The sequence below is a fragment of the Variovorax sp. EL159 genome (assembly GCF_900100965.1).
GTDB lineage: Bacteria > Pseudomonadota > Gammaproteobacteria > Burkholderiales > Burkholderiaceae_C > Variovorax.
On record NZ_FMUJ01000003.1, the window covers coordinates 516,769 to 539,994 of the forward strand.

Sequence of the window (23,226 nt, forward strand, 5' to 3'; positions counted from 1 at the left end):
CCACTTTACAGGAACCTAGATGGCCGACGTCCCCGCCGAACGCAGCAGAAGCAAGCCACCCCGCCTTGGCCACCGATGGCTGCTGGTGTTTCCCTTCGTCTGGCAGGCCTGCCTGGCGCCGGCGGTGAACGACATCGCCGCCACGCCATTCGGACTGCCCTTTCCGATGTTCTGGCAGATGGCCGGCATCGTGCTCACGAGCGTGGTGATCGCGCTGGTCTTCAGGCTCGATGCGCGCGCCGGCGTCGAAGCCGAAGAGGCCGAGTTCCTCGCGAAAAGCCAGCGGGCCGACGATGCAGGCAAGGACGGCGCACCATGAAGCTCGCGATCGTCCTGGCCATCTTGCTGGCCACTGTTGCGGGCGCCATTGCCTACGGCCGCCGCACCCGCCACGGCAAGAGCTTTGCCGACTGGGCCGTCGGTGGCCGCAGCCTGGGCACGCTGGTGTTCTGGTTCATGAATGCGGGCGAGGTCTACACGACCTTCGCGGTGCTCGGCATCTCGGGCTACGCATGGGCGCTGGGCGCGCCCGCCTACCTCGCGTTCTGTTCGGTGTCGATGAGCTATGCGGTGGGCTACTGGCTCATGCCGAAGATCTGGCGCGCGGGCCGGCTCGGGCGGCTGCTCACGCAGTCGGACTTCTTCGCCGCGCGCTACGACGCGCCCTGGCTCGGCGTGCTCACGGGCGTCGTGGGCATCGCCTCGCTGGTCGTGTACGTGCAGATCCAGTTGGTGAGCCTCGGGCTGATCGTGCAGCTCACGCTGGGCAGCAGCATCTCGGGCGAGGCCGCGACGGTGGGCGCGGGCCTGCTGATGGTGGCCTTCGTCTTCACGGCGGGCGTGCGTTCGGCCGCCTTCGCGGCCGGCGTGAAAGACGTGCTGATGGTCATCGTCGTGGTGCTGCTGAGCGTGACCGTGGCCAGCAAGGTCGGCGCGGCCTCGCTGCTCGACCTGTTCTCGATGGCCGAGGCGCAGCACCCCGGTATCGGCAAGTTTCCGGGCCTGGATGCCACCTCGCCCACCACCGCGATCTGGCTCATGACATCGGCCATCAACATCGCGCTGGGCAACTGGGTCTTTCCGCATCTGTTCCAGATGTCGTACACGGCGCACAGCGCCACGGCGATTCGCCGCAATGCGATCTGGCAGCCGCTGTACTCGCTGGCTTATTTCTTCATCATCCTGCTGGGCTTCGCGGCGCTGCTGGCCCACACGCAGCCGCCGGGCGGCAACCTGAACGCGGCGCTGCTGCAGTTCGTGTCGGACCGCTATCCGGCGTGGATGGTCGGCCTTCTCGCGGGCACGGGCTTCCTGCTGGCGCTGGCACCGGGCTCGCTGCTGTTGCTGACGGCCGGCTCGATCTTCACGCGCAACGTGGTGCGGCCGTTCCGGCCCGGGCTGGGCGAGCGTGGGTCGCTGGCGCTGTCGCGCGGCTCGCTGGTGGTGTTCGCGGCCATCGCGGTGTGGCTGTCGGTCAGCCAGAAGGGCTCGCTGGTGAAGATCCTGCTCGATGCCTATTCGGCCATCGGCATGCTCGCGCCCGGCGTGTTCCTCGGCTTCTTGTGGAAACGCACGAGCGCGATCGGCGTGCTGGCCGGGCTGGTGGCGGGCTTCGTCGCCCTGCTGGCGCCTTTCGCGGCGAAGTTCTGGGCGACAGCCGTGCCGCAGTGGGAGGCCGGGCTGATCGCGATGGCGATCAACGCAGCGGTGGTGGTTGTCGTCAGTCTGGCTACCGCAGCGCCGCGGCGCGAGGCGGTCGCACTGGGGCTGCATGATGAGCCGCTGCCCGATGCCAGCGCACCGGAGCTGCGCGCGCGGACGGCCTGACGCGCTGGGGGGGGTGTTCAGGCCTCCAGCGCTTCCACACGCAGCGTCACCACCGGGCCGGCTACTTCCGCCCTCGCCTGCAGCGCATGCACCGCCAGGTCCAGCGCGCCTTGCGAAGCAGGCCCCGTCAGTACCAGCACCTGCGGACCGACACCGGGCCGCTCGGCCGCCAGCGCCACCTGCCGAACCGGCACGCGCTGCTCGGCGAGGCAGGCCGTCACCGCCTGGATCTGGCCGACCGAATGCACCGGCACCCGCAGGTAGTGCGCCGTGTGCACGGCCGCGCGCGGCAACACCGGCAAGGCATTCGTCGCGTGGGCATGCACGCCCAGATGCGGCACATGGTTCGCGGCATGGACACCATCGAGTCGCGCCACATCGACCAGGTCGGCGATCACGGCCGATGCGGTCTGCTCCGAGCCGGCACCCGCGCCGTAGTACATCGTCAGGCCGGCGGCGTCGCTCTTGACCATGACCGCATTCATCGATCCGTTCACATGCGCCATCAGGTGATCGGCCGGCACCAGCGCGGGCTGCACGCGAAGCTCCACGCCGTCCGCCTTGCGGCGCGCCACGCCGAGCAGCTTGATGCGGTAGCCCAGTTGCTCGGCGCAGGCCACGTCCAGCCCTTGCAAGGCGGTGATGCCCTCCACCTGCGCATCGACAAAGCGCAGCGGCATGCCGAAAGCATTGGCGGCAAGCAGCGTCAGTTTGTGGGCGGCATCGATGCCCTCGATGTCGAAGGTGGGGTCGGCTTCCGCGTAGCCGAGCGACTGGGCCTGCGCGAGTGCGCTCGCGAAGTCCAACCCCTCGTCGCGCATCTTGCTCAGGATGAAGTTGGTGGTGCCGTTGATGATGCCCGTCACCCATTCGATGCGATTGGCCGCAAGGCCCTCACGCAGCGCCTTGATGATCGGGATGCTCACGGCCACGGCGCCTTCGTAGGCGACGACCACGCCCTTCTCTCGCGCGGCGGCAAAGATTTCAGTGCCGTGCACCGCCAGCAAGGCCTTGTTGGCCGTGACCACGTGCTTGCCGTGCGCGATGGCGGCCAGCACCCAGTCGCGCGCGGGGCCGGTGCCGCCCGCCACTTCCACCACCACATCGACGTCGGGGTGCGTGGCCACATGCAGCGGGTCGGCAGTGAGCGGCACGCTGCCCTCGACGACCGTTGCCGCCCGTTCGAGGTTGCGGGCCGCAACGATCACCAGCTCGATCGCCCGGCCGGCGCGGGCCGCGATGTCGGCCCGGTTGCGGGCCAGCACGCGAAAGGTGCCCGAGCCCACGGTGCCGATACCGATCATCCCCACGCGCAGGGGACGAATGGCCGCAGGGCGGCTGTGCAAGGGCTCGAGGGATTCAACGGGATCGCGGTACATGGACATCTCCAGACGAAAAAACAAAACCCAGCTGCCAGAGCTGGGTTGATTCGTTCGGGGAGAGAGCGATACACCAGGTGGCTGCCGGAACGGCCACCTGCGCGTGCTCAGGTGGCCGCGGTGGTAATGGTGGTAATCATTCGAGCAACAACCATCGCCTGCGCGGAGGCAGGCGGCATCATGCGAGCCATGGAGGCTGCGGCGGATGCGGGGGTGAAGTTGTGGCTCGACATGAGGGCCGGAGTGTACAACAGGCTTGTTAACCAACCGGCTCAGGGCGCAGCCGACAGGCGCTTTTCGAGCCACACGCTGTAGCGCGAGAGCCCGAAGCACAGCACCCAGTACATCGCCGCGATGAACAGGTAGCCCTCGAGGTAGAACGGCCGCCAGGTCGGGTCGCCGCCGAGTGCCAGGCCCAGCGCACCGGTCAACTCGAACAGGCCGACCACCGTGACCAGCGAGGTGTCTTTCAGCGTGCCGACCACGCTGTTGGTCAGCGCCGGCACCACGAGCCGCAGCGCCTGCGGCAGCACGATGTCGCGCTGCACCGGCCAGCGGCCGAAGCCGAGCGCCATGGCGACCTCGGTCTGTTCGCGCGGCACCGCCTGCAGGCCGCCACGGATGATCTCGGCCAGATACGCCGCCACGAACAGCGTGAGGCCCGCGAGCACCCGCACCAGCACGTCGGGCTGCCAGCCCGCCGGCCACAGCAACGGCAACAGGAACGAAGCCATGAACAGCACCGAGATCAGCGGCACGCCGCGCACCAGTTCGATGTAACTCGCGCTCAGCGTGCGCACCACAGGCCAACCCGAGCGGCGCCCCAATGCCAGCAGCAATGCGAGCGGAAAAGCCAGCGCCAGCCCGACCACAGCCAGCCCGATGGTGAGCGGCAGGCCACCCCAGCGGCTCGTCGGCACATGGCTCAGCCCGGCGACGCCGCCACGCATCAGCAGCACGAACAACAGCAGCGCGACAACCCACAACGGCACCAGCCACCAGCGCCAACTGCGCGGCCACGCACTGAGCACGGTGATGGCCGACAACACGACCACCGCGATGGCCGGGCGCCATTGCTCTTCATAGGGAAAGCGGCCGAACAGCATCGGCCGCCACTTCTCGGCCACCACGCCCCAGCAGGCGCCGTGCTGCACCGCGCGGCAGGCTTCGGCATCGGGGCGGAACACAGCGTGCACCACACCCCACTCGATGACATGGAAGCCGCCCCACACGAGCAGCGCAATTAACAGAACAGTCGCCAGCGCGCGCAGCGGTGAGCCCCAGAGCTCGCTGCGCCATGCAATCGGGCCCTGTGCGACGTTCCTCATCGCCAGCCTCGCAGCGCGACGCGCGCGTTGTAGCGGTTCATGCCGAAGGAAATCAGCAGCGACAGCAGCAGGTAGACCGCCATGATGATCGCGATGCACTCGAAGGCCCGGCCATTCGAGCCGATGGTGGTGTTCGCCACCGACACCAGCTCCGGGTAGCCCACGGCCACCGCCAGCGACGAATTCTTGACGAGGCTCAGCAACTGGTTGGTGAGCGAGGGCACGATCACCCGCAGCGCCTGCGGCAGGATCACGATGCGCAACTGCTGCACCGACGACAGCCCCAGCGCCTGCCCCGCGAGCACCTGCCCCTGAGAGACCGACAGGATGCCGGCGCGCACGATCTCGGCCACGAAGGCCGCCGAGTAGAAAGACAGCCCCGCCACGATGGTCACGTACTCGGGGCTCAGCGCGGCGCCACCGCTCACGCCGAAATCGCCGCGCTCGGGCCACTCGAAATGCGTGGGCCACCAGCCGCCCTCGCCCGCCACGGGCCAGGGCACGCTGAGACCGCCCTTGCTGAGCCACACGCCCGGCATCAGGTGCACGGGCTCGGTCGGATCGGGCAGCAGGTTGGCCATCGCGAAGGCCAGCATCAGCAACTGCACCAGCAGCGGCACGTTGCGCAGCAACTCGACATACGCGGTGCAGATGCCGCGCAGCAGCACGTGCGGCGCCAGCCGGCCAATGCCGATCAGCGTGCCGAGCACGACCGCGAAGATGGCCGCCGGCACCGCCGCGCGCACCGTGTTGATCAGGCCCGCAAGAAATGCACGCCAAAAGGGCTGGCTCGCATCGAAGTCGAGCCAGCCTTCGCTGATCGAGAAACCCGCAGGCTCGGTGAGAAAGTCGAAGCCGGAGCGGACACCCCGCGCGCGCAGCACTTCGAGCGCGTGGTGCACCACCCAGGCCGCGCCAGCCACGACGGCCAGCACCAGCAGCGCCTGGACCACCCAGGCCAGCCAGGCGCCGCGGCGCGAGGCCCTGCCGTTCATCGAACCGGTGGTGCGTAGATCAGGCCGCCTTTGCTCCAGAGGTTGTTCGAGCCGCGCGGCAGCTTGAGCACCGACTTCGGCCCGACATTGCGCTCGAACATCTCGCCGTAGTTGCCCACGGCCTTGATCGCGCGGAACGACCAGTCCTTGTCGAGGCCCAGCAGCTTGCCGAGGTCTTCACCGGTGCCGACCAGCCGTTGCTGCGCCGGGTCCTTGCTGTTGGCCTTGAGCTGGTCGGCATTGGCCTGCGTGATGCCGAATTCTTCCGCCTCGATGAGCGCGTTGGGCACCCACTTGGCAATGGCGAACCATTCGTCGTCGCCACGGCGCACCAGCGGCGCGAGCGGCTCCTTGGAGATCAGCTCGGGCAGGATGATGTAGTCGTCGGGGTTCGGCGCTTCCTTGTTGCGCAGGCCCGCCAGCGCCGAAGCATCGGTGGTGAAGGCCTGGCAGCGGCCCGAGAAGAAGGCCTTGAACGAAGCCTCGAAGCTCTCGAACACGACGGTCTTGACCGGGATGTTCTGCGCGCGGAAGTAGTCCGACACGTTCTTCTCGTTGGTGGTGCCCGACTGCGTGCAGATGGTGGCGTTCTTCAGTTGCTTGGCACTGGTCACCTTGAGCTTCTTCGGCACCAGGAAGCCCTGGCCGTCGTAATAGGTGATGGTGGTGAAGTTGAAGCCGAGCGACGCGTCGCGCGTCAGCGTCCAGGTGGTGTTGCGCGCGAGGATGTCGATTTCGCCGGCCTGCAGGGCCGAGAAGCGCTGCTGCGAATTGAGCGGCACGAAGTCGACCTTCTTGCCGTCGCCGAGCACGGCGGCCGCGATGGCGCGGCAGGTGTCGACATCGAGGCCCGACCAGTTGCCCTGGGTGTCCGGTGCCGAGAACCCGGCCACGCCGTTGGTCACGCCGCACTTGACGGTGCCGCGCTGCTTGACCGCATCGAGCGTCTTGCCGGCGAAGGCGGGAGCGGCAGAGGCCAAGGCGACAACGGACGCGGCGGCGAGCAGGGCCGGACGGAATCCGGCAAATCGGTTCTTCATCATTGGTGTTCTCCTCAACAGTAAGCAAAAGGCAGTGTACGGGGCGACACCGCACTCTGCCAAAGAACACCGGGTTGGATGCATATGCCGGCGATTCGCCCCTCATCCAGCGCCCGAAAGCGCCGGCGGTTCACTACCATACGGCCCTCGAATCACTCTCAAATGGAATCAACACAATGGTCAAATCCGACGACACCGGCAAGTTCATCCTGCGCGTTTCGCTTGGCGTCCTGATCCTGCTGCACGGCATCGCCAAGCTGCAGGGTGGCGTCGGCTTCATTTCCGGCATGCTGGCCCAGCATGGCCTGCCGGGCGCGCTGGCCTACCTGGTCTACATCGGCGAGGTGGTGGCGCCCGTGCTGCTGATCATCGGGCTCTACACGCGGCCCGCTGCATGGATCGTCGCGATCAACATGCTGGTGGCCTTTGCGCTGGTCCACATGAAGGACCTGACGGCGCTCGGCAAGCAAGGCGGCTGGGCACTGGAACTGCAGGGCATGTTCCTGTTCGCGGCACTGGCCCTCGCGTTCATGGGTGGCGGCCGCTTCGCCCTGAGCAGCAAGTACAACTGAGCGAGCTCAGTCAGTCGTCATCGGCTGCATCGAGGCCTGGGAACAGGACCTCGGTGTAGCCGAAACGCGAGAAATCGCGCACCCGCATCGGGTAGAGCTTGCCCAGCAGGTGGTCGACTTCATGCTGCACCACACGCGCATGAAAACCGCTCGCGACCCGGTCGATCGGGTCGCCGTAGAGGTCGAAGCCGGTATAGCGGACATTGGCAAAGCGCGGCACCACGCCGCGCAGGCCCGGCACCGAAAGACATCCCTCCCAACCCTCTTCCTCTTCATCGCTCAGCGGGGTGATGACGGGGTTGAGCAGCACCGTGCGGGGCACCGGTGGTGCATCGGGATAGCGGGGGTTGACGATGTCGGTGCCGAAGATCACGAGTTGCTGATCGACGCCGATTTGCGGAGCCGCAAGGCCCGCGCCGTTGACGGCATGCATCGTCTCGAACATGTCGCGCACCAGCAGGTGCAGCTCGTCGGTGTCGAAGGCGGCGACCGGCTGCGCGATGCGCAGCAGCCGGGGGTCGCCCATCTTGAGGATTTCGCGGATGGCCATGGCGCGATTATCGCGACGCTGCGCGACCTCACAGCACCATCAGGACGCGAAGGTCACTGATCGCGGACTGGGTTCGTCGTACTGTGGATCGGCGTGCCCGGCAGGTTGGGCAACGCCGGCCGGCCGGTCGCCGGAAGCCCGCCCGGACGGACGGGTTGGGCTGGAATCCCGACGACAGGAGGACGCGGGTAGTTGCCCGGTCGCACGCCCCCTGGATACGGGTATCCGGGCCTGTTGTAGTAGGGGCGACGGTCGTAGTAGGGACGGTCGTAGTACGAGGGGCGGCGCTCGTAGTAGCCCCCGCCGTTGATATAGACCGGTGCCGGTTGGACGACCACTGGCGCGGGATCGGTGTAGTAACCGCCCGAGGAATAACCTCCGCCAGCGTAGCCCCCGCCGTAATAGGGATCGCCTGGAACGGCGCAACCGGTCAGCAGCACGAGGCCGCCGAGGGCGATGGTGGCACCAAGAACACGAATTTTTTGCATGAGGGTCTCTCCTTATTGGCCTTCAGTTTGCTTTCAACGCCAGGTTGTAGACCCTGTTGACTGCGGCAGGATGAAGTCGCGTAACGGCCGGTAAAGAGAGCCCGCCGCTACGTCTTCATTTTTCCGGGACACCGTTCGCCAGAATCTCCAGCATACGCGCCTCGTCGATCACTTCGACCCCGATCTCGCGGGCCTTGTCGAGCTTGCTGCCGGCCTCTTCGCCGGCCACGAGGTAGTGGGTCTTCTTGCTGACGGAACCGGCGACCTTGGCGCCGGCTGCCTCCAATTTATCCTTCGCTTCGTCGCGGCCCAGCGTAGGAAGGGTACCGGTGATGACGAAGGTCAGTCCCGCCAAAGGCTTGGGCGCACGCGCCGCGGGCTCGCCCTCTTCCCATGTCAGGCCGCAGGCGCGCAGCTGCTCGACCACTTCGCGGTTGTGCGGCTGGTCGAAGAAGGTGCGCAGGCTCTGCGCCACCACCGGCCCCACGTCGTTGACTTCGAGCAATTGCTCTTCGCTCGCGTCCATGATCGCGTCGAGCTTGCCGAAGTGCTTGGCCAGGTCTTTCGCGGTGCTCTCGCCCACGTGGCGGATGCCCAGGCCGAACAGGAAGCGCGGCAGCGTGGTCTTCTTCGAGGCTTCGAGCGCATCGACAAGGTTCTTGGCCGATTTCTCGGCCATGCGGTCCAGCCCCGCCAGCGTGGTGAATCCGAGCCTGTAGAGGTCGGGCAAGGTGCGGATGAGGTTGGCGTCGACCAGCTGTTCGACCAGCTTGTCGCCCAGGCCATCGACATCGACCGCGCGCCGCGCCGCGAAGTGCAGGATGGCCTCTTTGCGCTGTGCCGCGCAGAACAGGCCGCCGGTGCAGCGGTAGTCGACTTCCCCCTCTTCGCGCACGGCCTCCGAGCCGCACACCGGGCACTGGTGCGGCATGGTGAACACCGGGCCGCGCTGCTCGTCAGGCTTGGCGAGGCTCTCGGGCACCACGCCAACCACTTCGGGAATCACGTCGCCCGCGCGGCGCACGATGACGGTGTCGCCCACGCGCACGTCCTTGCGGCGGGCCTCGTCCTCGTTGTGGAGCGTGGCGTTGGTCACGGTCACGCCGCCGACGAACACCGGCGCCAGCTTGGCCACCGGCGTGAGCTTGCCGGTGCGGCCGACCTGGATCTCGATGCCGAGTACCTCGGTCAGTTGCTCCTGCGCCGGGTACTTGTGCGCCACGGCCCAGCGCGGCTCGCGCGAGACAAAGCCCAGTTGCCGCTGCAGTTCCACGCTGTCGACCTTGTAGACCACGCCGTCGATGTCATAGGGCAAGGCATCGCGCTGGCGGCCGATGTTCTCGTGGAACGCTATGAGTTCAATAGCACCCTTCGCACGCGCGGTCTGCGTTGCAACGGGGAATCCCCACGCATGAAACTGCTGCAGCCAGTCGAACTGCGTCGGGCAATCGGGTCCACCTTCGCTGGCTGGCGTCACTTCGCCGAGCCCGTAGGCAAAGAAGCTGAGCGGCCGTGCTGCGGCAATCGCCGGATCGAGCTGGCGCACCGCACCGGCCGCCGCATTGCGCGGATTGACGAACACCTTCTCGTTCTTCTGGCCGGCCGCGATCTTCTGGCGCTGGCGCTCGTTGAGCCCGTCGAAATCGGCGCGCTTCATGTAGACCTCGCCACGCACCTCGACCACCGGCGGCGCCTTGCCGTTGAGCTTCAACGGAATCTCGCGCACCGTGCGGATGTTCTGCGTGACCTCTTCACCCACTTCGCCGTCGCCGCGCGTCGCGGCCTGCACCAGCACGCCATTCTCGTAGCGCAGGTTCATGGCCAGGCCGTCGAACTTCAGCTCGCAGACGTACTCGACCTGCGGGCCGTCTTCGGCCAGGCCCAGTTCCTTGCGCACGCGCGCATCGAAGGCGCTGGCGCCGCCGGGCGTGATGTCGGTCTCGGTGCGGATCGACAGCATCGGCACCTTGTGGCGCACCTTGGTGAAACCGTCGAGCACCTTGCCGCCCACGCGCTGCGTCGGCGAGTCGGGCGTGCGCAGCTCGGGGTATTCGGCTTCCAGGGCCTGCAGGCGCTGGAACAGCTTGTCGTACTCGGCGTCGGGCAGTTCGGGCGCGTCGAGCACGTAGTAGAGGTGAGCGTTGCGGTGAAGCTGTTCGCTCAGTGCGGCGGCTTCGCGAGCCGCTTCGTCGCGCGTCGTCATGGGGTTGTCTCCCGAAAGAATCGGATTAGCTGAAGAGGCGGCGCGCCAGCGGCGAACCCGCTGCCAGGTCGCGCGCATCGAGCGTGTCGTAGAGCTGCTCGAGGTCGGTGCCGATCACGTCCATCGTCTCGTCGCGCAGCAACTGGCCGTCGCTGTCGGTCACCACGCCGTCCATTTCGCGTGCGAGCGTGGCAGCGGCTTCGCGCATGCGGCGGAAAGGCTCTTCGTCGCGGTCGACCTGCGGCACGTCCAGGCTCAGGCTGAGTTCGCGAATCGCCGATTGCGCCGGGTCGTCGGCCAGCGCGGCCTGGGTGTCGAACGCCAGTCCGAGGATCGGCGGCAGGCCGACCTCACCCGTTGGCAGCACCATGCGCCCCGGGATGATGCCGGCCACGAAACCGAGCCGCGCGGCGTTCTGCTGCACGTAGCCCGGGCTCCATGCCGCATGCAGCGCGCGCAGCACGAAGCCGAGTTGCGCATCGTGCGCGCTGGCGAACTGGTCGAGCTCGCGGGCGCGCGCCACTTCGTCAAGCATCTCGGGAAATTCGGGCGCGCCATTGACCGCGTCGGCAAAGGCCTGCGCTTTCACGACGAACTCGGAATACTCGATCTCGTTGAGTGCGCCGGTGCGGTTGGCCAGCTGCACGCCCACCTGGAACGCGCTGTAGCGCTGGCCGGGTGCGGGCGGCTCCCATTGGCCGTTGCGCTCGTTCAGGCCCTCGATGGCCACTGGCTTGCTGCCCGCGCGCCGCGTCGGCGGCATGGCGGCGATGGCGGCATCGCCCGAGGCCAGGCCGTCCAGCGAGATCGGCGCGATCACGTCGATCAGCGGGTCGAGCCCGCCGCGGCGTTCGCCGGTCGGCACGGGCACGCCGCTGGGTGCCGGCAGGTCGGGGTCGAACAGGGGTTCATGCCGGTCGGCGCTGCCCGACACCTGGTGCGGGTCGACATGCAGCATCGGCTCCACGCCATCGCCCGAAGACGACAGGGAGCGCTCGACATCGGCCAGCGCGGTATCGACCGCATCGGGCTGGCGCGGCGCATTGCGGCGCGACATCATGGCCTCGTAGCCCACGACGGCTGCGAGAACGAGGCCACCGAGGATGGCCAGGGCAAGAGTGAGGTTGCTCATGAGGCCGCCCGCTTCAAGCAGCCTCGACCATCGAGGCCGCCGACTCCATGTCGACCGCGACGATCCGCGACACGCCCTGCTCCTGCATCGTCACGCCGATCAGCTGCTCGGCCATTTCCATGGCGATCTTGTTGTGGCTGATGAAGAGGAACTGGGTTTCGCGGCTCATGGCGGTCACGAGTTTGGCATAGCGCTCGGTGTTCGCGTCGTCCAGCGGCGCGTCCACTTCGTCCAACAGACAGAAAGGCGCCGGGTTGAGCTGGAAGATCGCAAACACCAGCGCAATGGCCGTGAGCGCCTTCTCACCGCCCGACAGCAGGTGGATGGTCTGGTTCTTCTTGCCGGGTGGCTGCGCCAGCACCTGCACGCCGGCATCGAGGATTTCGTCGCCCGTCATCACGAGCCGCGCATTGCCGCCGCCGAACAGCTCGGGGAACATGCGGCTGAAGTGGTCGTTGACGATCTTGAAGGTGCCGCCCAGCAGGTCGCGCGTTTCGGCGTCGATCTTGCGAATGGCGTCTTCGAGCGTGCCGATGGCTTCGTTCAGGTCGGCCGATTGCGCGTCGAGGAAGGTCTTGCGCTCGCTCGCAATGGCGAGCTCATCGAGCGCGGCAAGGTTCACCGCACCCAGCGCAACAACTTCGCGGTTGAGGCGGTCGATTTCGCTTTGCAGGCCGGTCAGGCGCACCTTGTCGGTCTCGATCGAGAGCGCCACGGCTTCGAGATCGGCGCCTGCATCGTCCAGCAGTTGCTGGTACTGCTCGACGCCCAGGCGCGCGGCCTGTTCCTTGAGCTGGAACTCGGTGATGCGCTGGCGCAGCGGATCGAGTTCGCGTTCGAGTTGCAGGCGGCGCTCGTCGCTCGCGCGCAGCTTGAGCGTGAGGTCGTCGTACTGGCTGCGCGAGGCGCCCAGCGAGGCTTCGCGTTCGAGCTTGAGCGACAGCGCGTCCTGCAGGCCAGCCTGTGCGGCGGCATCGGACAGGCGGCTCAGTTCGGCGCGGGCGCGCTCGTCTTCGTCGGTGAGCGCCACGACCTGTTGCGAGGCGGTTTCGATGGCGCGGTTGAGTTCGGCGCGGCGCGCTTCGAGCGTGCGCTGCGAAAAAGTCGCTTCCTGCGCCTGGCGCTCCAGGCTGCGGTGCTGCTCGCGGCTGGCATTCAACGCACGGCCGGCATCGATGACGCGCTCGTCCAGCTGGGCGTGGCGCTCCTGGCTGTCGGCCAGCTGCATGTCGAGCTCTTCGAAGCGGCCTTCGGCGGCGATGCGCTTTTCTTGCAGTTCTTCGAGCTGTGCGTCGACTTCGCCAAGGTCGGAGGCCAGTTGCTCGCTGCGCGCGCGGGTCTGCTCGGCCAGCTGCGTCATGCGCAGCGTCTCGACCTGCTGCTCGTGCGCGCGCGACTGCGTGTCGGCGGCTTCGCGCCGTGCGGTCACAAGGCGCGAGGCGGCATCGCCATAGGCGGCTTCGGCACGGATCAGCGCGGTGCGCGCTTCTTCGTTGATGAGCGTCTGGGCGCGCAGCTGCCGCTCCAGGTTTTCCATTTCCTGCTGGCGCGCCAGCAGGCCGGCCTGCTCGGAATCGGGTGCGTAGAAGTTGACGCTGTGCGAAGACACGGCATGGCCGCTCTGCACATAGATGACTTCGCCGGGCTGCAGCGTGGCGCGCTGCGCCAGTGCGTCCTCGAAGCTCGAAGCCGTGTAGCAGCCGTGGAGCCAGTCGGTCAGCAGCGCCTGCTGGCCCGCGTCGTTCAGGCGCAGGAGGCTCGACAGGCGCGGCAGCGTGCCTGCGTCTTGCGGCACACCGGCGGCCGGCGGGCTGTAGAAGGCCAGCTTGGCGGGCGGCGCGTCGTTGCCGAAGGCGCGCACCATCTCGAGCCGGCTGACTTCGAGCGCACCCAGGCGCTCGCGCAATGCGGCTTCGAGTGCGCTTTCCCAGCCCTGCTCGATGTGGATGCGGCTCCACACGCCCTGCAACCCGTCGAGGCCATGCTTGGCCAGCCAGGGGGCCAGCTTGCCGTCGGTCTTGACCTTTTCCTGCAACGCACGCAGCGCTTCGAGGCGCGCCGAGAACTCCGCGTGGCGGGCGCCCTCGGTGTTGACGGCCTGCTGCTTCGCACGGCGATCGTCGTCGAGTTGCGGCACGGCTTCCTGCAGCTCCTGCAGGCGCGCGTCGGCTTCACTGGCGACTTCCTGTGCGGCAGCCAGTTGCTCCTGCATTTCGAGCAGGCGCGCTTCGTCGGGCGCAGCCAGCGCGCTCTGGTCGGCGCGCAGGCGTTCGCTGCGCTGCGTGAGCTGGCGGCTCTGGTCTTCGATGTTGCGCTGGTCGGCGGCCAGCACCTGGATCTGCTGCTGCACCTGCGACACGGTCGTGCGCTGGGCATTGGCCTCGTCTTGCGCGCGCTGCACGGCTTCTTCGAGCTCGGGCATGCGCGCGTCGTGTTCTTCGAGCTGCGCGGCCAGCAGGATCGCCTGCTCTTCGGCGTCCACGCCCTGCCCGGCCAGCGTTTCGATCTCGGTTTCGGCGTCGGTGCGGCGCGTGCCCCATTGGCCCATCTGTTCGCGCAACTGCACCAGGCGCTGTTCGACGCGCTGGCGGCCTTCGACCACGAAGCGAATCTCGCCTTCGAGCCGGCCCACCTCGGCACTGGCTTCGTAGAGCTTGCCCTGCGCCTGGTTGACCTGGTCACCGGCCGCGTAGTGGGCCTGGCGCACGGTCTCGAGCTCGGATTCGATGCGGCGCAGATCGGCGGTGCGCGATTCGAGGTCGTTGATGGCCTTTTCGGAATCGGCCTTGATCTTGGCTTGGTCGCTGTCGCTTTCGCTGCGCTTCAGAAACCACAGCTGATGCTGCTTCTTGGTGGCTTCGCCCTGCAGCGTGTTGTAGCGCGCGGCCACCTCGGCCTGCTTCTCGAGCTTTTCGAGGTTGGCGTTGAGCTCGCGAAGAATGTCTTCGACCCGCACGAGGTTTTCGCGCGTGTCGCCCAGGCGGTTTTCGGTCTCGCGACGGCGCTCCTTGTACTTGGAGACACCAGCCGCCTCTTCGAGGAACAGGCGCAGTTCTTCGGGCTTGGATTCGATGATCCGGCTGATCGTGCCCTGGCCGATGATCGCGTAGGCGCGCGGGCCGAGGCCGGTGCCCAGGAACACGTCCTGCACGTCGCGCCGGCGCACCGGCTGGTTGTTGATGTAGTAGCTGCTGGTGCCGTCGCGCGTGAGCACGCGCCGCACCGCGATTTCGCCGAACTGGTTCCATTGGCCGCCGGCGCGGTGGTCGGCGTTGTCGAACACCAGTTCCACGCTCGAACGGCTGGCCTGCTTGCGGGTGGTCGTGCCGTTGAAGATCACGTCCTGCATCGACTCGCCGCGCAGCTCCGAGGCACGCGACTCGCCCAGCACCCAACGCACCGCATCCATGATGTTCGACTTGCCGCAACCATTGGGTCCGACCACGCCGACCAGTTGGCCCGGCAGCAGGAAGTTGGTGGGTTCGGCGAACGACTTGAAGCCCGAAAGCTTGATGGAATTAAGACGCACGACTTGTCGGCCTGCCTTGGCATAGCGCCAAGGTATTGATTTGTAAGGAAAATTGCACGGGCCTGCAGGCTTGCAGCAGGCCGCCGCCCCAGTTGTGGATGATAACGTCAGGGCATGAGCGATTCCTTGGTTTCACCCCCCCTTGCGGCGCGACGCATTTGCCTGCAGGCAGGCGTCATTGCCCTGCTCGGCCTGGCCGGCTGTTCGTCGGTCCGCTCCACCGATCGCGCCGAGCCTTATGCCAGCCACGAGTGGCTGCAGTCCGGTGCCAACCGCATTGCCAGCCTTTCGTTGCGCGACAACCTGCAATCGGTCCGGCGCGTGCAGAACACCCTTTACCGGCGCAACCCGCGCGAATGGCGCAAATCGGCGCCCAGCATGGACGAAGCCACCCAGCGCACCTGGGACGCGGTGCTGAAAGACGGCACCCTGCCCGAGCTGCATGGCGCCACCGGCATCGACGCCGTCCGGCTGGCCTTCGAGACCGGTCCGCAGGCCTACCAGGGCGACCGCGTCGCGGCGCTGGTGTACGGCTGGACCACGATGCTCAAGCAGGCCAACGGCAACACCTGGGACCAGACCATGATCGACGGCATCGACGCCGAGAACAGCTACCGGGTGGCCCGCAACTTCGAGATCTCGCTCTGGCTGATCTCTTCCAAGACCGGCCCCGACGGCCAGCCGCTGCTGCTGGCCACCGAGATCAGCGACCGCGGCCGCAACCTCGTGGCCGACCGCGAACTGTCGAAGGTGATCGCGCGGCTCGACCTGCTGGCCGCCCAGGCCGACGAGAAGTACCGCCGCGCGGCGCTCGACTTTGGCCAGAACTGGATCATGGGCGTGGTCATGCCGCTCTTCACACTGGTGCCCAAGTAGGCCGGCAGGATCGACCGGAAAAAAGATGTTTCCTTAGGCACGCGCCTTGCTGCAGACCATTGCCCAGCGTGGCTCACAGAAAAAGCAGGCCCCTAGAATGAATCCGCCCTTCACCCCTCAACCCATTCGAGGCAGCAGCAACTCATGAGCTCCATCAATTTCATCGGCGGCGAAAAAGGCGGTGTCGGCAAGTCGGTCACGGCGCGCGTGCTGGCGCAGTACTTCATCGACCACAGCCGTCCGTTCACCGGCTTCGACACCGACCGCTCGCACAGTTCGTTCACCCGCTTCTACGAAGGCTTCGCCTCGCCCGTGGTGGTCGACAGCTTCGAAGGACTCGACACCGTCGTGAATGGCTTCGAGGCCAACCCGCAGCAGAGCGTGATCGTCGACCTCGCAGCGCAGACGCTCGCACCGCTGTCGCGCTGGATCAAGGAATCCGACCTCTTCGACGTCTTCGCCGAGATCGGCGTGACCGTCAATTTCTGGCACGTGCTGGACGATGGCAAGGACTCGACCGACTTGCTCGGCACGCTGATCGACACCTTCGGCAACCGGCCCAACTACATCGTGGTGCAGAACTATGGCCGCGGCAGCGACTTCGGCATGCTGCTGGGCTCGCAGTCGCTCTCCAAGGCCACCGCCAACGGCGCGCGCGTGATTGCGCTTCCGCGTTTGCACGAAGCCAGCATGCGGAAGATCGATGCACAGAACACCAGCTTCTGGAAGGCCGTGAACGACCGCGAAGGGGCGCATGCGCTGGGGCTGCTCGAACGGCAGCGTGTGAAGTCGTGGCTGGCGACGGTCTACGCGGCGTTCGATACCTTGCCGCTGTAGTTCTGTAGTTCTGAAGGGGTGCCTGCCGATCGCAGCACCCCGGACAAGACCCGAAAGCCGCTACTCGGCGACAGCGCCCCCACCCAAGGCCTTGTAGAGCGTCATCGTCGCATTGAGCTGGTTCAACCGGTTCTGGGCCAGCGACACCTCGGCCGCACGGCGCCTGTCCTTGGCGTCCAGCACCGGCTGCAGCGCCGTCGCACCCGCCTTGTAGCGCACCTCGGACAGCGTCTCCGCGCGCTGCGCCTGCTGCAAAGCCAGCACCAGTTTTCCGCTCTCGTCGCGCAGTTGCGTGCGTGACGACAGCGCGTTCTCCACTTCGGACAGCGCCGTGTACAGCGACTGGCGAAAGCCCAGCACGGCCTCTTCGTATTGCGCCTGCGAAACGGCCACGGTCATCCGCGCCGTGTTCCATTGCAGAAACGGCAGCGCCAACCCTGCACCGAGCGTGCCGACCGGGTTCTTCAGCAGATCGCCCAACGCGGTGCTCGACGTGCCCAGTGAACCGGTGAGGCTCAGCGTCGGATAGAAGCCGGTGCGCGTTGCATCGACGTTGGCCAGTGCACCGCGCAGGCGCAGCTCGGCCGCGCGCAGGTCGGGGCGACGGCCCAGCAGGCTCGCGGGCAAACCTGCATCGATCCCCGGCAGTTCGGCAACCGGCAACTGCAAGGGCTCCACCGCCATCGCCTCGGGCGGCCGGTCGAACAGGATCGCCAGCGCGTTGCGTGCCTCGACACGCTGCTGCAGCAGTTGCGTGTGCGCGGCTTCCTGGCTCGCCAGGTTCTGGCCCGCCTGCGCCACGTCCAGCCCCGACACGGCTCCGGCGGCGTACTTCACGCGCACCAGCGCCAGAATGCGCCGACCGTCCTCGATGCCCGCTTCGCTCAAGGCGATGCGCTGGTTCAGGTAGCCGGTCTGCCAATACAGTCCGGCCGTGGTGCCCACGAGCGCAAGTGCCGTGGCTTGGCGGTCGGACTCGGTCGCTTTCAGCTCCCAATCGGCGGCACTGCGCAATGCGGCGAGCCGTCCCCACAGGTCGATCTCGTAGCTCAGCGTGATCTGCGTGCTGGATGTGGTGCCCGCCACGCCGCCACGCTTCAGGTCGTAGCCACGGCTCGTGCCGGTCTGCCCCGCCACGCCCGGCGTGAGGTTCGTGTTCGCAAGACCAGCCTGCAACTGCGCGCGCTGCACGCGAATGCCCGCTGCGGCAAGGTTGTTGTTGGTGCTCAGCGCGCTGTCGATCACGGCGTCGAGCTGGCGGTCGTTGAAGGCTGTCCACCAGCGGGTCGCAGGCATCGCCGCGGCATTCATCGCGGCCGGCTGCGGCGCTTTCTGCTGCTGCCATGCCTGCGGCATTTCGATCGGCCGCTGCGCGCGCTGCTCCGGCTGGAACGCGGTGCACCCGGCAAGCGCCGCCGCGATGGCGACTGCCCCAAGTCGCAAGCAACAACGCGCGCTACTCACGAGCCAGCGCCTCGATCGGGTCCAGCCGCGCGGCGTTGCGCGCCGGCAGGTAGCCGAACAGCACGCCGATCAGCGACGCGCACAAGAACGCCGACACCACGGCGCCCATCGAAAAGATCATTTGCCATTGCTTGACGAAAAGCGAAAACACAAAGCTGATGCCATACGACAGCGTCACGCCGATCAGCCCGCCCACGAGGCACACCAGCACCGCCTCGGTCAGGAACTGCTGCAGCACGTCGCTCTGGCGCGCGCCCACGGCCATGCGGATGCCGATCTCGCGGGTGCGCTCGGTCACCGACACCAGCATGATGTTCATCACGCCGATGCCGCCCACCACGAGCGAGATCACCGCGATCAGCGACAGCAGCAGCGTGAGCGACTGGCTCGTGCGCTCGACCGTCTTCACGATGCTGTCCATGTTGTAGGTAAAGAAATCCTTGCTGCCATGGCGCATGGTGAGCAGCCGCACGATGCTGTCTTCGGCGGCGCGGGTCGGCTGGTCGTCGCGGATGCGCACCGTGATCGCGTCGAAGTGCTGCTGCCCGAACAGCCGGCTCGCGCCCGTGCTGTAGGGCAGCCAGATGCTGAGCGACTTGTTCTCGCCGAACATGTTCTTCTTTTCTGCCGCCACGCCGATCACCGTGCACGGCAGGTTGCCGACAAGGATCACCTTGCCGACCGGATCGCTGCCGTCGGTGAACAGCTTGCGCCGCGTGTTCTGGTCGATCACCACCACCTGCGACTGGCGCCGGACGTCTTCGGCGTTGAAGCTCGAGCCACTGCCGATCTGGATGTCGCGCACCTGGAAGTAGCTGTCGCTGACGCCGTTCACGTTGCCGTTGATGTCCGCGTTGCGATAGCGCAGCCGCAGGCTGCGCATGGTGACGGGCGTCACGCTGTGCACATACGACTGCGCCGACAGCGCCTGCAGGTCGGACGGCAGCAGCGTCCGGATGCCGGCCGCCTTGTCGTCGCCGAAATCGTGGCCCGGATAGATGTCGAGCGTGTTGGTGCCGATGGCCTTGATGTCCGACAGCACGAAGCGCTTGGCGCCCTCGCCGATGGCCACGATCGACACCACCGAGGTGATGCCGATGATGATGCCCAGCATGGTCAGCGCGGTGCGCATGCGGTGCGCCATCATCGAGCGCCATGCCATGCGGAAGGCTTCGGCAAAACGCGCCCAGCCCGTGCTGAAGCGCGCGATGCCCAGGCGCGGCCGGCCCATGGCGCCGGCTTCGATGTTGGTGTCGGCAGGCCCGGTCTGCGTCTCCTGCTCCGCCGCGGCGACGGTCGGCACGTTGGGCCGGTCGCCCACGATCACGCCATCGGCGATCTCGATGATGCGTTCGGTGCAGCTGGCCACCTGCATGTCGTGCGTCACGATGATGATGGTGTGGCCCAGCGCGTGCAGCTCGCGCAGGATCGCGATCACCTCCTGCCCGCTGCGGCTGTCGAGCGCGCCGGTGGGCTCGTCGGCAAGGATCACCTGCCCGCCATTCATGAGTGCGCGCGCGATGCTCACGCGCTGCTGCTGGCCACCCGAGAGCTGGCTCGGCCGGTGCTCGGTGCGGTCGCCCAGGCCCAGGCGCGCGAGCAGTTGGCGGGCACGCGACTCGCGCGCACTGCCCTCGGTACCGGCATAGACGGCAGGCACCTCGACGTTGCCCGTGGCCGTCAGGTGCTGCATCAGGTGATAGCGCTGGAAGATGAAGCCGAAGTGCTCGCGCCGCAGCTCGGCCAGCGCGTCGCTGTCGAGCGTGCCCACGTCCTGGCCCGACACCGTGTAGGTGCCGGTGCTGGGCCGGTCGAGGCAGCCGAGGATGTTCATCAGCGTCGACTTGCCCGAGCCCGAGGCGCCGACGATGGCCAGCATTTCGCCGCTGCCGATGTCGAGGTTGACGTCCTTCAGCACCTGCACCTCTTGCTCGCCCGAAGGAAAGCTGCGGCCGATGCCGCGCAGCGCCAACAGGGGTTGCGGTTGCTGCTGCGGCGGCGGCGACAGCGGTGCCTGTGCCATCAGTGCTTGCCCCGGCCGTTGCCGTCGTCCGCCTTCTCCAGCGCCGAAGCGTCGCCGGTGATGACGTTGTCACCTTCTTTCAGGCCCTCCAGCGCCTGTGCCTGGAAGTTGTTGGTGATGCCGACGCGCACGTGCCGCGTCTGCACCGACTGGTCGGGCATGAGGACGCGGACCTCGCGCCGCCCTTCCTTGTCGCGCGCGCCGAGCGCGGTCAGCGGAATGGTCAGCGCCTGCTTGGCCTCGCCCAGCATGATGGCGACCTGCGCCGTCATGTCCACGCGCAGCGTGCGGTCGGGGTTGGGCACGTCGAACAGGGCGTTGAAGAACACGGCGTTGTTGATCTTCTCGGGCGATGGCTGCACGGCGCGCAAGGTGCCGTAGTAGCGCTTGTCGGGGTCGCCGAGGATGGTGAAGTACACCGGCTGCCCCGGACGCACGCGCACCACGTCGGCCTCGGACACCTGGGCCTTGACGGTCATGGTCGACAGGTCGGCCAGCTTCATCAGCGTGGGCACCTGGAACGAGGCCACCACCGTCTGGCCTTCGAGCGTGCTGATGGACACCACATCGCCATCGATGGGCGCCACGATGCGCGTGTACGACAGGTTGGTCTGCGCCGAGGCCAGCGCCAGTTTCTGCTGGCGGATCTGCGCGTCGAGCGACACCGCATCGGCACGCAGCGCGCGAAGCTCGGTGTCGGCGCTTTCCATGTCCTGCCGCGCCGCCGCGTCCTGCGCGAGCATTTCGCGCTGGCGGGCCCAGCTGAGTTCGGCCTGCTTGACGCGCACCTCTTTCGCCAGCTTCTGCGCCTGCAGGTTTTCGAGCTTGGCCTGCTCCTGCGCGAGCGTGTTCTGCGAGATGACCGGATCGATCTCGGCCAGCCAGTCGCCCTTCTTCACGGTCTGGCCGAGCACGACCTTGAGCGACTTGAGCTGGCCGCTGACCTGCGCACCCACTTCCACCTGCTTGAGGGCCTGCAGCACACCGGTGGCGAGCACCGCGTTCTCGAGGTCGGCGCGCTGCACCGTGGCGGTCAGGTACTCGTTCTTCTTTGCGGGACTCAGCCAGAAAAAGCCAACGAGGGCCAGGACAGCGATCGCGACGATACCGACAAGGAGCTTGCGCGATCGCCGCGGGGGGATGTTGGGCATGCAATGAGATGGGAGTGGAACACGCTGCAGAAGCGGATCGATCCTATCGCCCGTTACTTAAGGCCTGCTAAAGGGGGCTGCGCCTTGCAGGGACTTTTGCCCGGCTTGAGGAAGGAAAAAAGCAAAAAGCCCCGCCGGCCCTTTCAGGCCTGCGAGGCGATTGGATGGCACCACGTGGCCCCCATGGCAGCCATGCCGGCTGCCGTGCGTTCAATCAGTGGCTCAACGCGCGCGGCGCGAGCGCACGAGCAAGGTGATCAGCAACAGCGAAAGAACGGTGAACGCAACGAACGACCAGTTGGCCAGCGTGAGCCCGAACAGCGACCAGTCGACCTTGGAGCAGTCGCCGCCGCCGCGGAAGATCATTGGCAGTGCGCGCTTGAGCGGAAAAGTCTCGATCATTCCGTAGAGGTCGCGCCCGCAGGACACGACTTCGGGCGGATACCACTGCAGCCAGCTCTGCGCCGCCGCCGTGTAGGCGCCGCCGATGGCCGAGACCAGGGCCAAAAGGCCGCTGGTGATCTGCAAACCCCTGTTGCGGAACGCACCGGCCAGCCCCGTGAAGAGCGCCACCAGCACCAGCGCATAGCGCTGCACGATGCACATCGGGCAGGGTTCGAGCCCGACCACGTGCTGCAGGTAGAGCCCAAAGGCCAGCATCAGGACACAGGCCAGGCAGATCAGCCCGTACGCGCGGCGCGGCGCGCCAAAGTACCAATCGATCAAGGAGATACCCATTCTTCTTCGACGAACACCCTGGCCTTGCGGGGATTGGCGACGACGGTGTCGCCTTCCTTCAAGCCCAGGTCGCGGAACTGTTGCGCAGGGAGTTGCGCTTCGATGATGGTTCCGGAGCCCGGATTATCTGGATTCGATTCGGTGGGCTCAAGTTCCAGCCTTGCGATGGGTCCGACAACAATCGCGCGCGACAGCGTGGCGACGATACCGGTGGCGCCGGTCACGTAGCGTGTCACATCCAGGTCATGTGGCCGCACGTAGGCCAGCGCCTTGGCATCGCGCGCGCCGCTGTGCTCGGGCGAATCCAGGCGCATGCCGTCGAGCTGCACCGCGCCGTTGTCCGCGCGGCCATGGAACAGGTTCACGTCGCCGAGAAAGCCGTACACGAAAGGACTCGCGGGCTTGTCCCACACGTCCTGCGGCGAGCCGACCTGCTCGATCTGGCCCTTGTTGATGACCACCACGCGGTCGGCCACTTCGAGCGCCTCTTCCTGATCGTGCGTGACGAAGATCGAGGTGACGTGCAGCTCGTCGTGCAGCCGGCGCAACCAGCGGCGCAGCTCCTTGCGCACCTTGGCGTCGAGCGCGCCGAAGGGCTCGTCGAGCAGCAGCACCTTGGGTTCCACCGCCAGCGCGCGGGCCAGCGCAATGCGCTGGCGCTGGCCGCCAGACAGTTGCGACGGATAGCGGTCGGCCAGCCAGTCGAGCTGCACCAGCTTGAGCAGGTCGGTCACCTTGGTCTTGATCTGCGCGTCGCTCGGGCGCTCCTTGCGCGGCTTCACGCGCAGGCCGAACGCGACGTTCTCGAACACGGTCATGTGGCGGAACAGCGCGTAGTGCTGGAACACGAAGCCGACCTGCCGCTCGCGCACGTGCACGTCGGTGGTGTCTTCGCCCGAGAACAGAATGCTGCCGGTGTCGGCCGTTTCCAGCCCCGCGATGATGCGCAGCAGCGTGGTCTTGCCGCAGCCCGAGGGGCCGAGCAGCGCGACGAGCTCGCCCGACTCCACGTCGAGGTTCACGTCGCGCAGCGCGCGGAAGTCGCCGAACTGCTTGCTGATGTTGCGGATTTCGATGCTCATGGTTTCTTCTCT

At 67.0% G+C, this 23,226-nt stretch carries 19 protein-coding genes; 5 read left to right on the top strand and 14 right to left on the bottom strand.

All coding sequences use genetic code 11. The features are described 5' to 3' along the window. Positions 1 to 19 precede the first annotated feature (19 nt). Positions 20 to 319, top strand: coding sequence for a DUF3311 domain-containing protein (locus BLQ28_RS14425; protein WP_093240378.1), 300 nt, complete (start codon positions 20 to 22; stop codon positions 317 to 319). After that, positions 316 to 1,827 carry a sodium:solute symporter family protein gene (locus BLQ28_RS14430; protein ID WP_093240380.1) on the top strand — a complete coding sequence of 504 codons (1,512 nt, stop codon included), beginning with the start codon at positions 316 to 318 and terminating at the stop codon, positions 1,825 to 1,827. Before BLQ28_RS14425 ends, BLQ28_RS14430 begins: the two co-directional genes overlap by 4 nt. Before the next feature lie 17 nt (positions 1,828 to 1,844). Here BLQ28_RS14430 and BLQ28_RS14435 read toward each other — a convergent pair whose 3' ends face one another. The 4 genes from BLQ28_RS14435 to BLQ28_RS14450 all read right to left on the bottom strand — a co-directional run bounded on the left by BLQ28_RS14435 (position 1,845) and on the right by BLQ28_RS14450 (position 6,569). Continuing rightward, positions 1,845 to 3,206 (bottom strand): homoserine dehydrogenase, encoded by a 1,362-nt coding sequence (locus BLQ28_RS14435; RefSeq protein WP_093240383.1) that lies wholly within the window; start codon positions 3,204 to 3,206, stop codon positions 1,845 to 1,847. 272 nt (positions 3,207 to 3,478) lie between these two features. Beyond that, a complete protein-coding gene (locus BLQ28_RS14440; RefSeq protein ID WP_093240386.1) occupies positions 3,479 to 4,534 on the bottom strand; it encodes an amino acid ABC transporter permease in 1,056 nt (351 codons plus the stop codon). Further along, positions 4,531 to 5,529, bottom strand: a complete 999-nt coding sequence (locus BLQ28_RS14445; protein ID WP_093240390.1) for an amino acid ABC transporter permease — start codon at positions 5,527 to 5,529, stop codon at positions 4,531 to 4,533. Before BLQ28_RS14445 ends, BLQ28_RS14440 begins: the two co-directional genes overlap by 4 nt. Next, positions 5,526 to 6,569 carry an amino acid ABC transporter substrate-binding protein gene (locus BLQ28_RS14450; protein ID WP_093241678.1) on the bottom strand — a complete coding sequence of 348 codons (1,044 nt, stop codon included), beginning with the start codon at positions 6,567 to 6,569 and terminating at the stop codon, positions 5,526 to 5,528. Before BLQ28_RS14450 ends, BLQ28_RS14445 begins: the two co-directional genes overlap by 4 nt. A 176-nt stretch (positions 6,570 to 6,745) precedes the next feature. Here BLQ28_RS14450 and BLQ28_RS14455 point away from each other — a divergent pair, with 176 nt between their 5' ends. Further along, positions 6,746 to 7,141 (top strand): DoxX family protein, encoded by a 396-nt coding sequence (locus BLQ28_RS14455; protein WP_093240394.1) that lies wholly within the window; start codon positions 6,746 to 6,748, stop codon positions 7,139 to 7,141. A 10-nt stretch (positions 7,142 to 7,151) separates the two neighbouring features. Here BLQ28_RS14455 and def read toward each other — a convergent pair whose 3' ends face one another. The 5 genes from def to smc form a co-directional block, all read right to left on the bottom strand. Next, positions 7,152 to 7,691, bottom strand: coding sequence for a peptide deformylase (def, locus tag BLQ28_RS14460; RefSeq protein ID WP_093240397.1), 540 nt, complete (start codon positions 7,689 to 7,691; stop codon positions 7,152 to 7,154). Between the two features lie 53 nt (positions 7,692 to 7,744). Then, positions 7,745 to 8,179, bottom strand: coding sequence for a hypothetical protein (locus BLQ28_RS14465; RefSeq protein ID WP_256327293.1), 435 nt, complete (start codon positions 8,177 to 8,179; stop codon positions 7,745 to 7,747). A gap of 115 nt (positions 8,180 to 8,294) precedes the next feature. After that, the gene (ligA, locus tag BLQ28_RS14470) at positions 8,295 to 10,382 is read right to left on the bottom strand and encodes an NAD-dependent DNA ligase LigA (protein ID WP_093240399.1); all 2,088 of its coding nucleotides are present in this window, start codon (positions 10,380 to 10,382) and stop codon (positions 8,295 to 8,297) included. Between the two features lie 25 nt (positions 10,383 to 10,407). Continuing rightward, a complete protein-coding gene (locus BLQ28_RS14475; RefSeq protein WP_093240402.1) occupies positions 10,408 to 11,514 on the bottom strand; it encodes a cell division protein ZipA C-terminal FtsZ-binding domain-containing protein in 1,107 nt (368 codons plus the stop codon). 13 nt (positions 11,515 to 11,527) lie between these two features. After that, complete coding sequence (gene smc, locus BLQ28_RS14480; RefSeq protein ID WP_093240405.1) at positions 11,528 to 15,043, bottom strand: chromosome segregation protein SMC; 3,516 nt, start codon at positions 15,041 to 15,043, stop codon at positions 11,528 to 11,530. Positions 15,044 to 15,169: 126 nt separating this feature from the next. On the opposite strand from smc, the gene BLQ28_RS14485 reads away from it, so the two are divergent. Further along, complete coding sequence (locus tag BLQ28_RS14485) at positions 15,170 to 15,919, top strand: hypothetical protein (protein WP_256327294.1); 750 nt, start codon at positions 15,170 to 15,172, stop codon at positions 15,917 to 15,919. A gap of 144 nt (positions 15,920 to 16,063) precedes the next feature. Continuing rightward, positions 16,064 to 16,756 carry a P-loop NTPase family protein gene (locus tag BLQ28_RS14490; protein WP_093240411.1) on the top strand — a complete coding sequence of 231 codons (693 nt, stop codon included), beginning with the start codon at positions 16,064 to 16,066 and terminating at the stop codon, positions 16,754 to 16,756. Positions 16,757 to 16,816: 60 nt separating this feature from the next. Here BLQ28_RS14490 and BLQ28_RS14495 read toward each other — a convergent pair whose 3' ends face one another. The 5 genes from BLQ28_RS14495 to BLQ28_RS14515 all read right to left on the bottom strand — a co-directional run bounded on the left by BLQ28_RS14495 (position 16,817) and on the right by BLQ28_RS14515 (position 23,214). Further along, entirely contained in the window at positions 16,817 to 18,220 is a 1,404-nt protein-coding gene (locus tag BLQ28_RS14495; RefSeq protein ID WP_093240413.1) for an efflux transporter outer membrane subunit, read from the bottom strand. After that, entirely contained in the window at positions 18,213 to 20,243 is a 2,031-nt protein-coding gene (macB, locus tag BLQ28_RS14500) for a macrolide ABC transporter ATP-binding protein/permease MacB (protein ID WP_093240416.1), read from the bottom strand. Before macB ends, BLQ28_RS14495 begins: the two co-directional genes overlap by 8 nt. Next, on the bottom strand, positions 20,243 to 21,394 hold the full coding sequence (macA, locus tag BLQ28_RS14505; RefSeq protein ID WP_093240419.1) for a macrolide transporter subunit MacA: 1,152 nt from the start codon (positions 21,392 to 21,394) through the stop codon (positions 20,243 to 20,245). Before macA ends, macB begins: the two co-directional genes overlap by 1 nt. A gap of 222 nt (positions 21,395 to 21,616) precedes the next feature. Further along, positions 21,617 to 22,132 carry a disulfide bond formation protein B gene (locus BLQ28_RS14510; RefSeq protein ID WP_176801122.1) on the bottom strand — a complete coding sequence of 172 codons (516 nt, stop codon included), beginning with the start codon at positions 22,130 to 22,132 and terminating at the stop codon, positions 21,617 to 21,619. Then, the gene (locus tag BLQ28_RS14515) at positions 22,117 to 23,214 is read right to left on the bottom strand and encodes a sulfate/molybdate ABC transporter ATP-binding protein (RefSeq protein ID WP_093240424.1); all 1,098 of its coding nucleotides are present in this window, start codon (positions 23,212 to 23,214) and stop codon (positions 22,117 to 22,119) included. The genes BLQ28_RS14510 and BLQ28_RS14515 overlap by 16 nt, the downstream gene beginning before the upstream one ends. Positions 23,215 to 23,226 lie beyond the last annotated feature (12 nt).

Excerpts from the sequence above, each read along its gene's own strand:
- BLQ28_RS14425 (WP_093240378.1), top strand. The coding sequence starts at position 20 with ATGGCCGACGTCCCCGCCGAACGCAGCAGAAGCAAGCCACCCCGCCTT.
- BLQ28_RS14430 (WP_093240380.1), top strand. The coding sequence starts at position 316 with ATGAAGCTCGCGATCGTCCTGGCCATCTTGCTGGCCACTGTTGCGGGC.
- BLQ28_RS14435 (WP_093240383.1), bottom strand. The coding sequence starts at position 3,206 with ATGTACCGCGATCCCGTTGAATCCCTCGAGCCCTTGCACAGCCGCCCT.
- BLQ28_RS14440 (WP_093240386.1), bottom strand. The coding sequence starts at position 4,534 with ATGAGGAACGTCGCACAGGGCCCGATTGCATGGCGCAGCGAGCTCTGG.
- BLQ28_RS14445 (WP_093240390.1), bottom strand. The coding sequence starts at position 5,529 with ATGAACGGCAGGGCCTCGCGCCGCGGCGCCTGGCTGGCCTGGGTGGTC.
- BLQ28_RS14450 (WP_093241678.1), bottom strand. The coding sequence starts at position 6,569 with ATGAAGAACCGATTTGCCGGATTCCGTCCGGCCCTGCTCGCCGCCGCG.
- BLQ28_RS14455 (WP_093240394.1), top strand. The coding sequence starts at position 6,746 with ATGGTCAAATCCGACGACACCGGCAAGTTCATCCTGCGCGTTTCGCTT.
- def (WP_093240397.1), bottom strand. The coding sequence starts at position 7,691 with ATGGCCATCCGCGAAATCCTCAAGATGGGCGACCCCCGGCTGCTGCGC.
- BLQ28_RS14465 (WP_256327293.1), bottom strand. The coding sequence starts at position 8,179 with ATGCAAAAAATTCGTGTTCTTGGTGCCACCATCGCCCTCGGCGGCCTC.
- ligA (WP_093240399.1), bottom strand. The coding sequence starts at position 10,382 with ATGACGACGCGCGACGAAGCGGCTCGCGAAGCCGCCGCACTGAGCGAA.
- BLQ28_RS14475 (WP_093240402.1), bottom strand. The coding sequence starts at position 11,514 with ATGAGCAACCTCACTCTTGCCCTGGCCATCCTCGGTGGCCTCGTTCTC.
- BLQ28_RS14490 (WP_093240411.1), top strand. The coding sequence starts at position 16,064 with ATGAGCTCCATCAATTTCATCGGCGGCGAAAAAGGCGGTGTCGGCAAG.
- macB (WP_093240416.1), bottom strand. The coding sequence starts at position 20,243 with ATGGCACAGGCACCGCTGTCGCCGCCGCCGCAGCAGCAACCGCAACCC.
- macA (WP_093240419.1), bottom strand. The coding sequence starts at position 21,394 with ATGCCCAACATCCCCCCGCGGCGATCGCGCAAGCTCCTTGTCGGTATC.
- BLQ28_RS14510 (WP_176801122.1), bottom strand. The coding sequence starts at position 22,132 with ATGGGTATCTCCTTGATCGATTGGTACTTTGGCGCGCCGCGCCGCGCG.
- BLQ28_RS14515 (WP_093240424.1), bottom strand. The coding sequence starts at position 23,214 with ATGAGCATCGAAATCCGCAACATCAGCAAGCAGTTCGGCGACTTCCGC.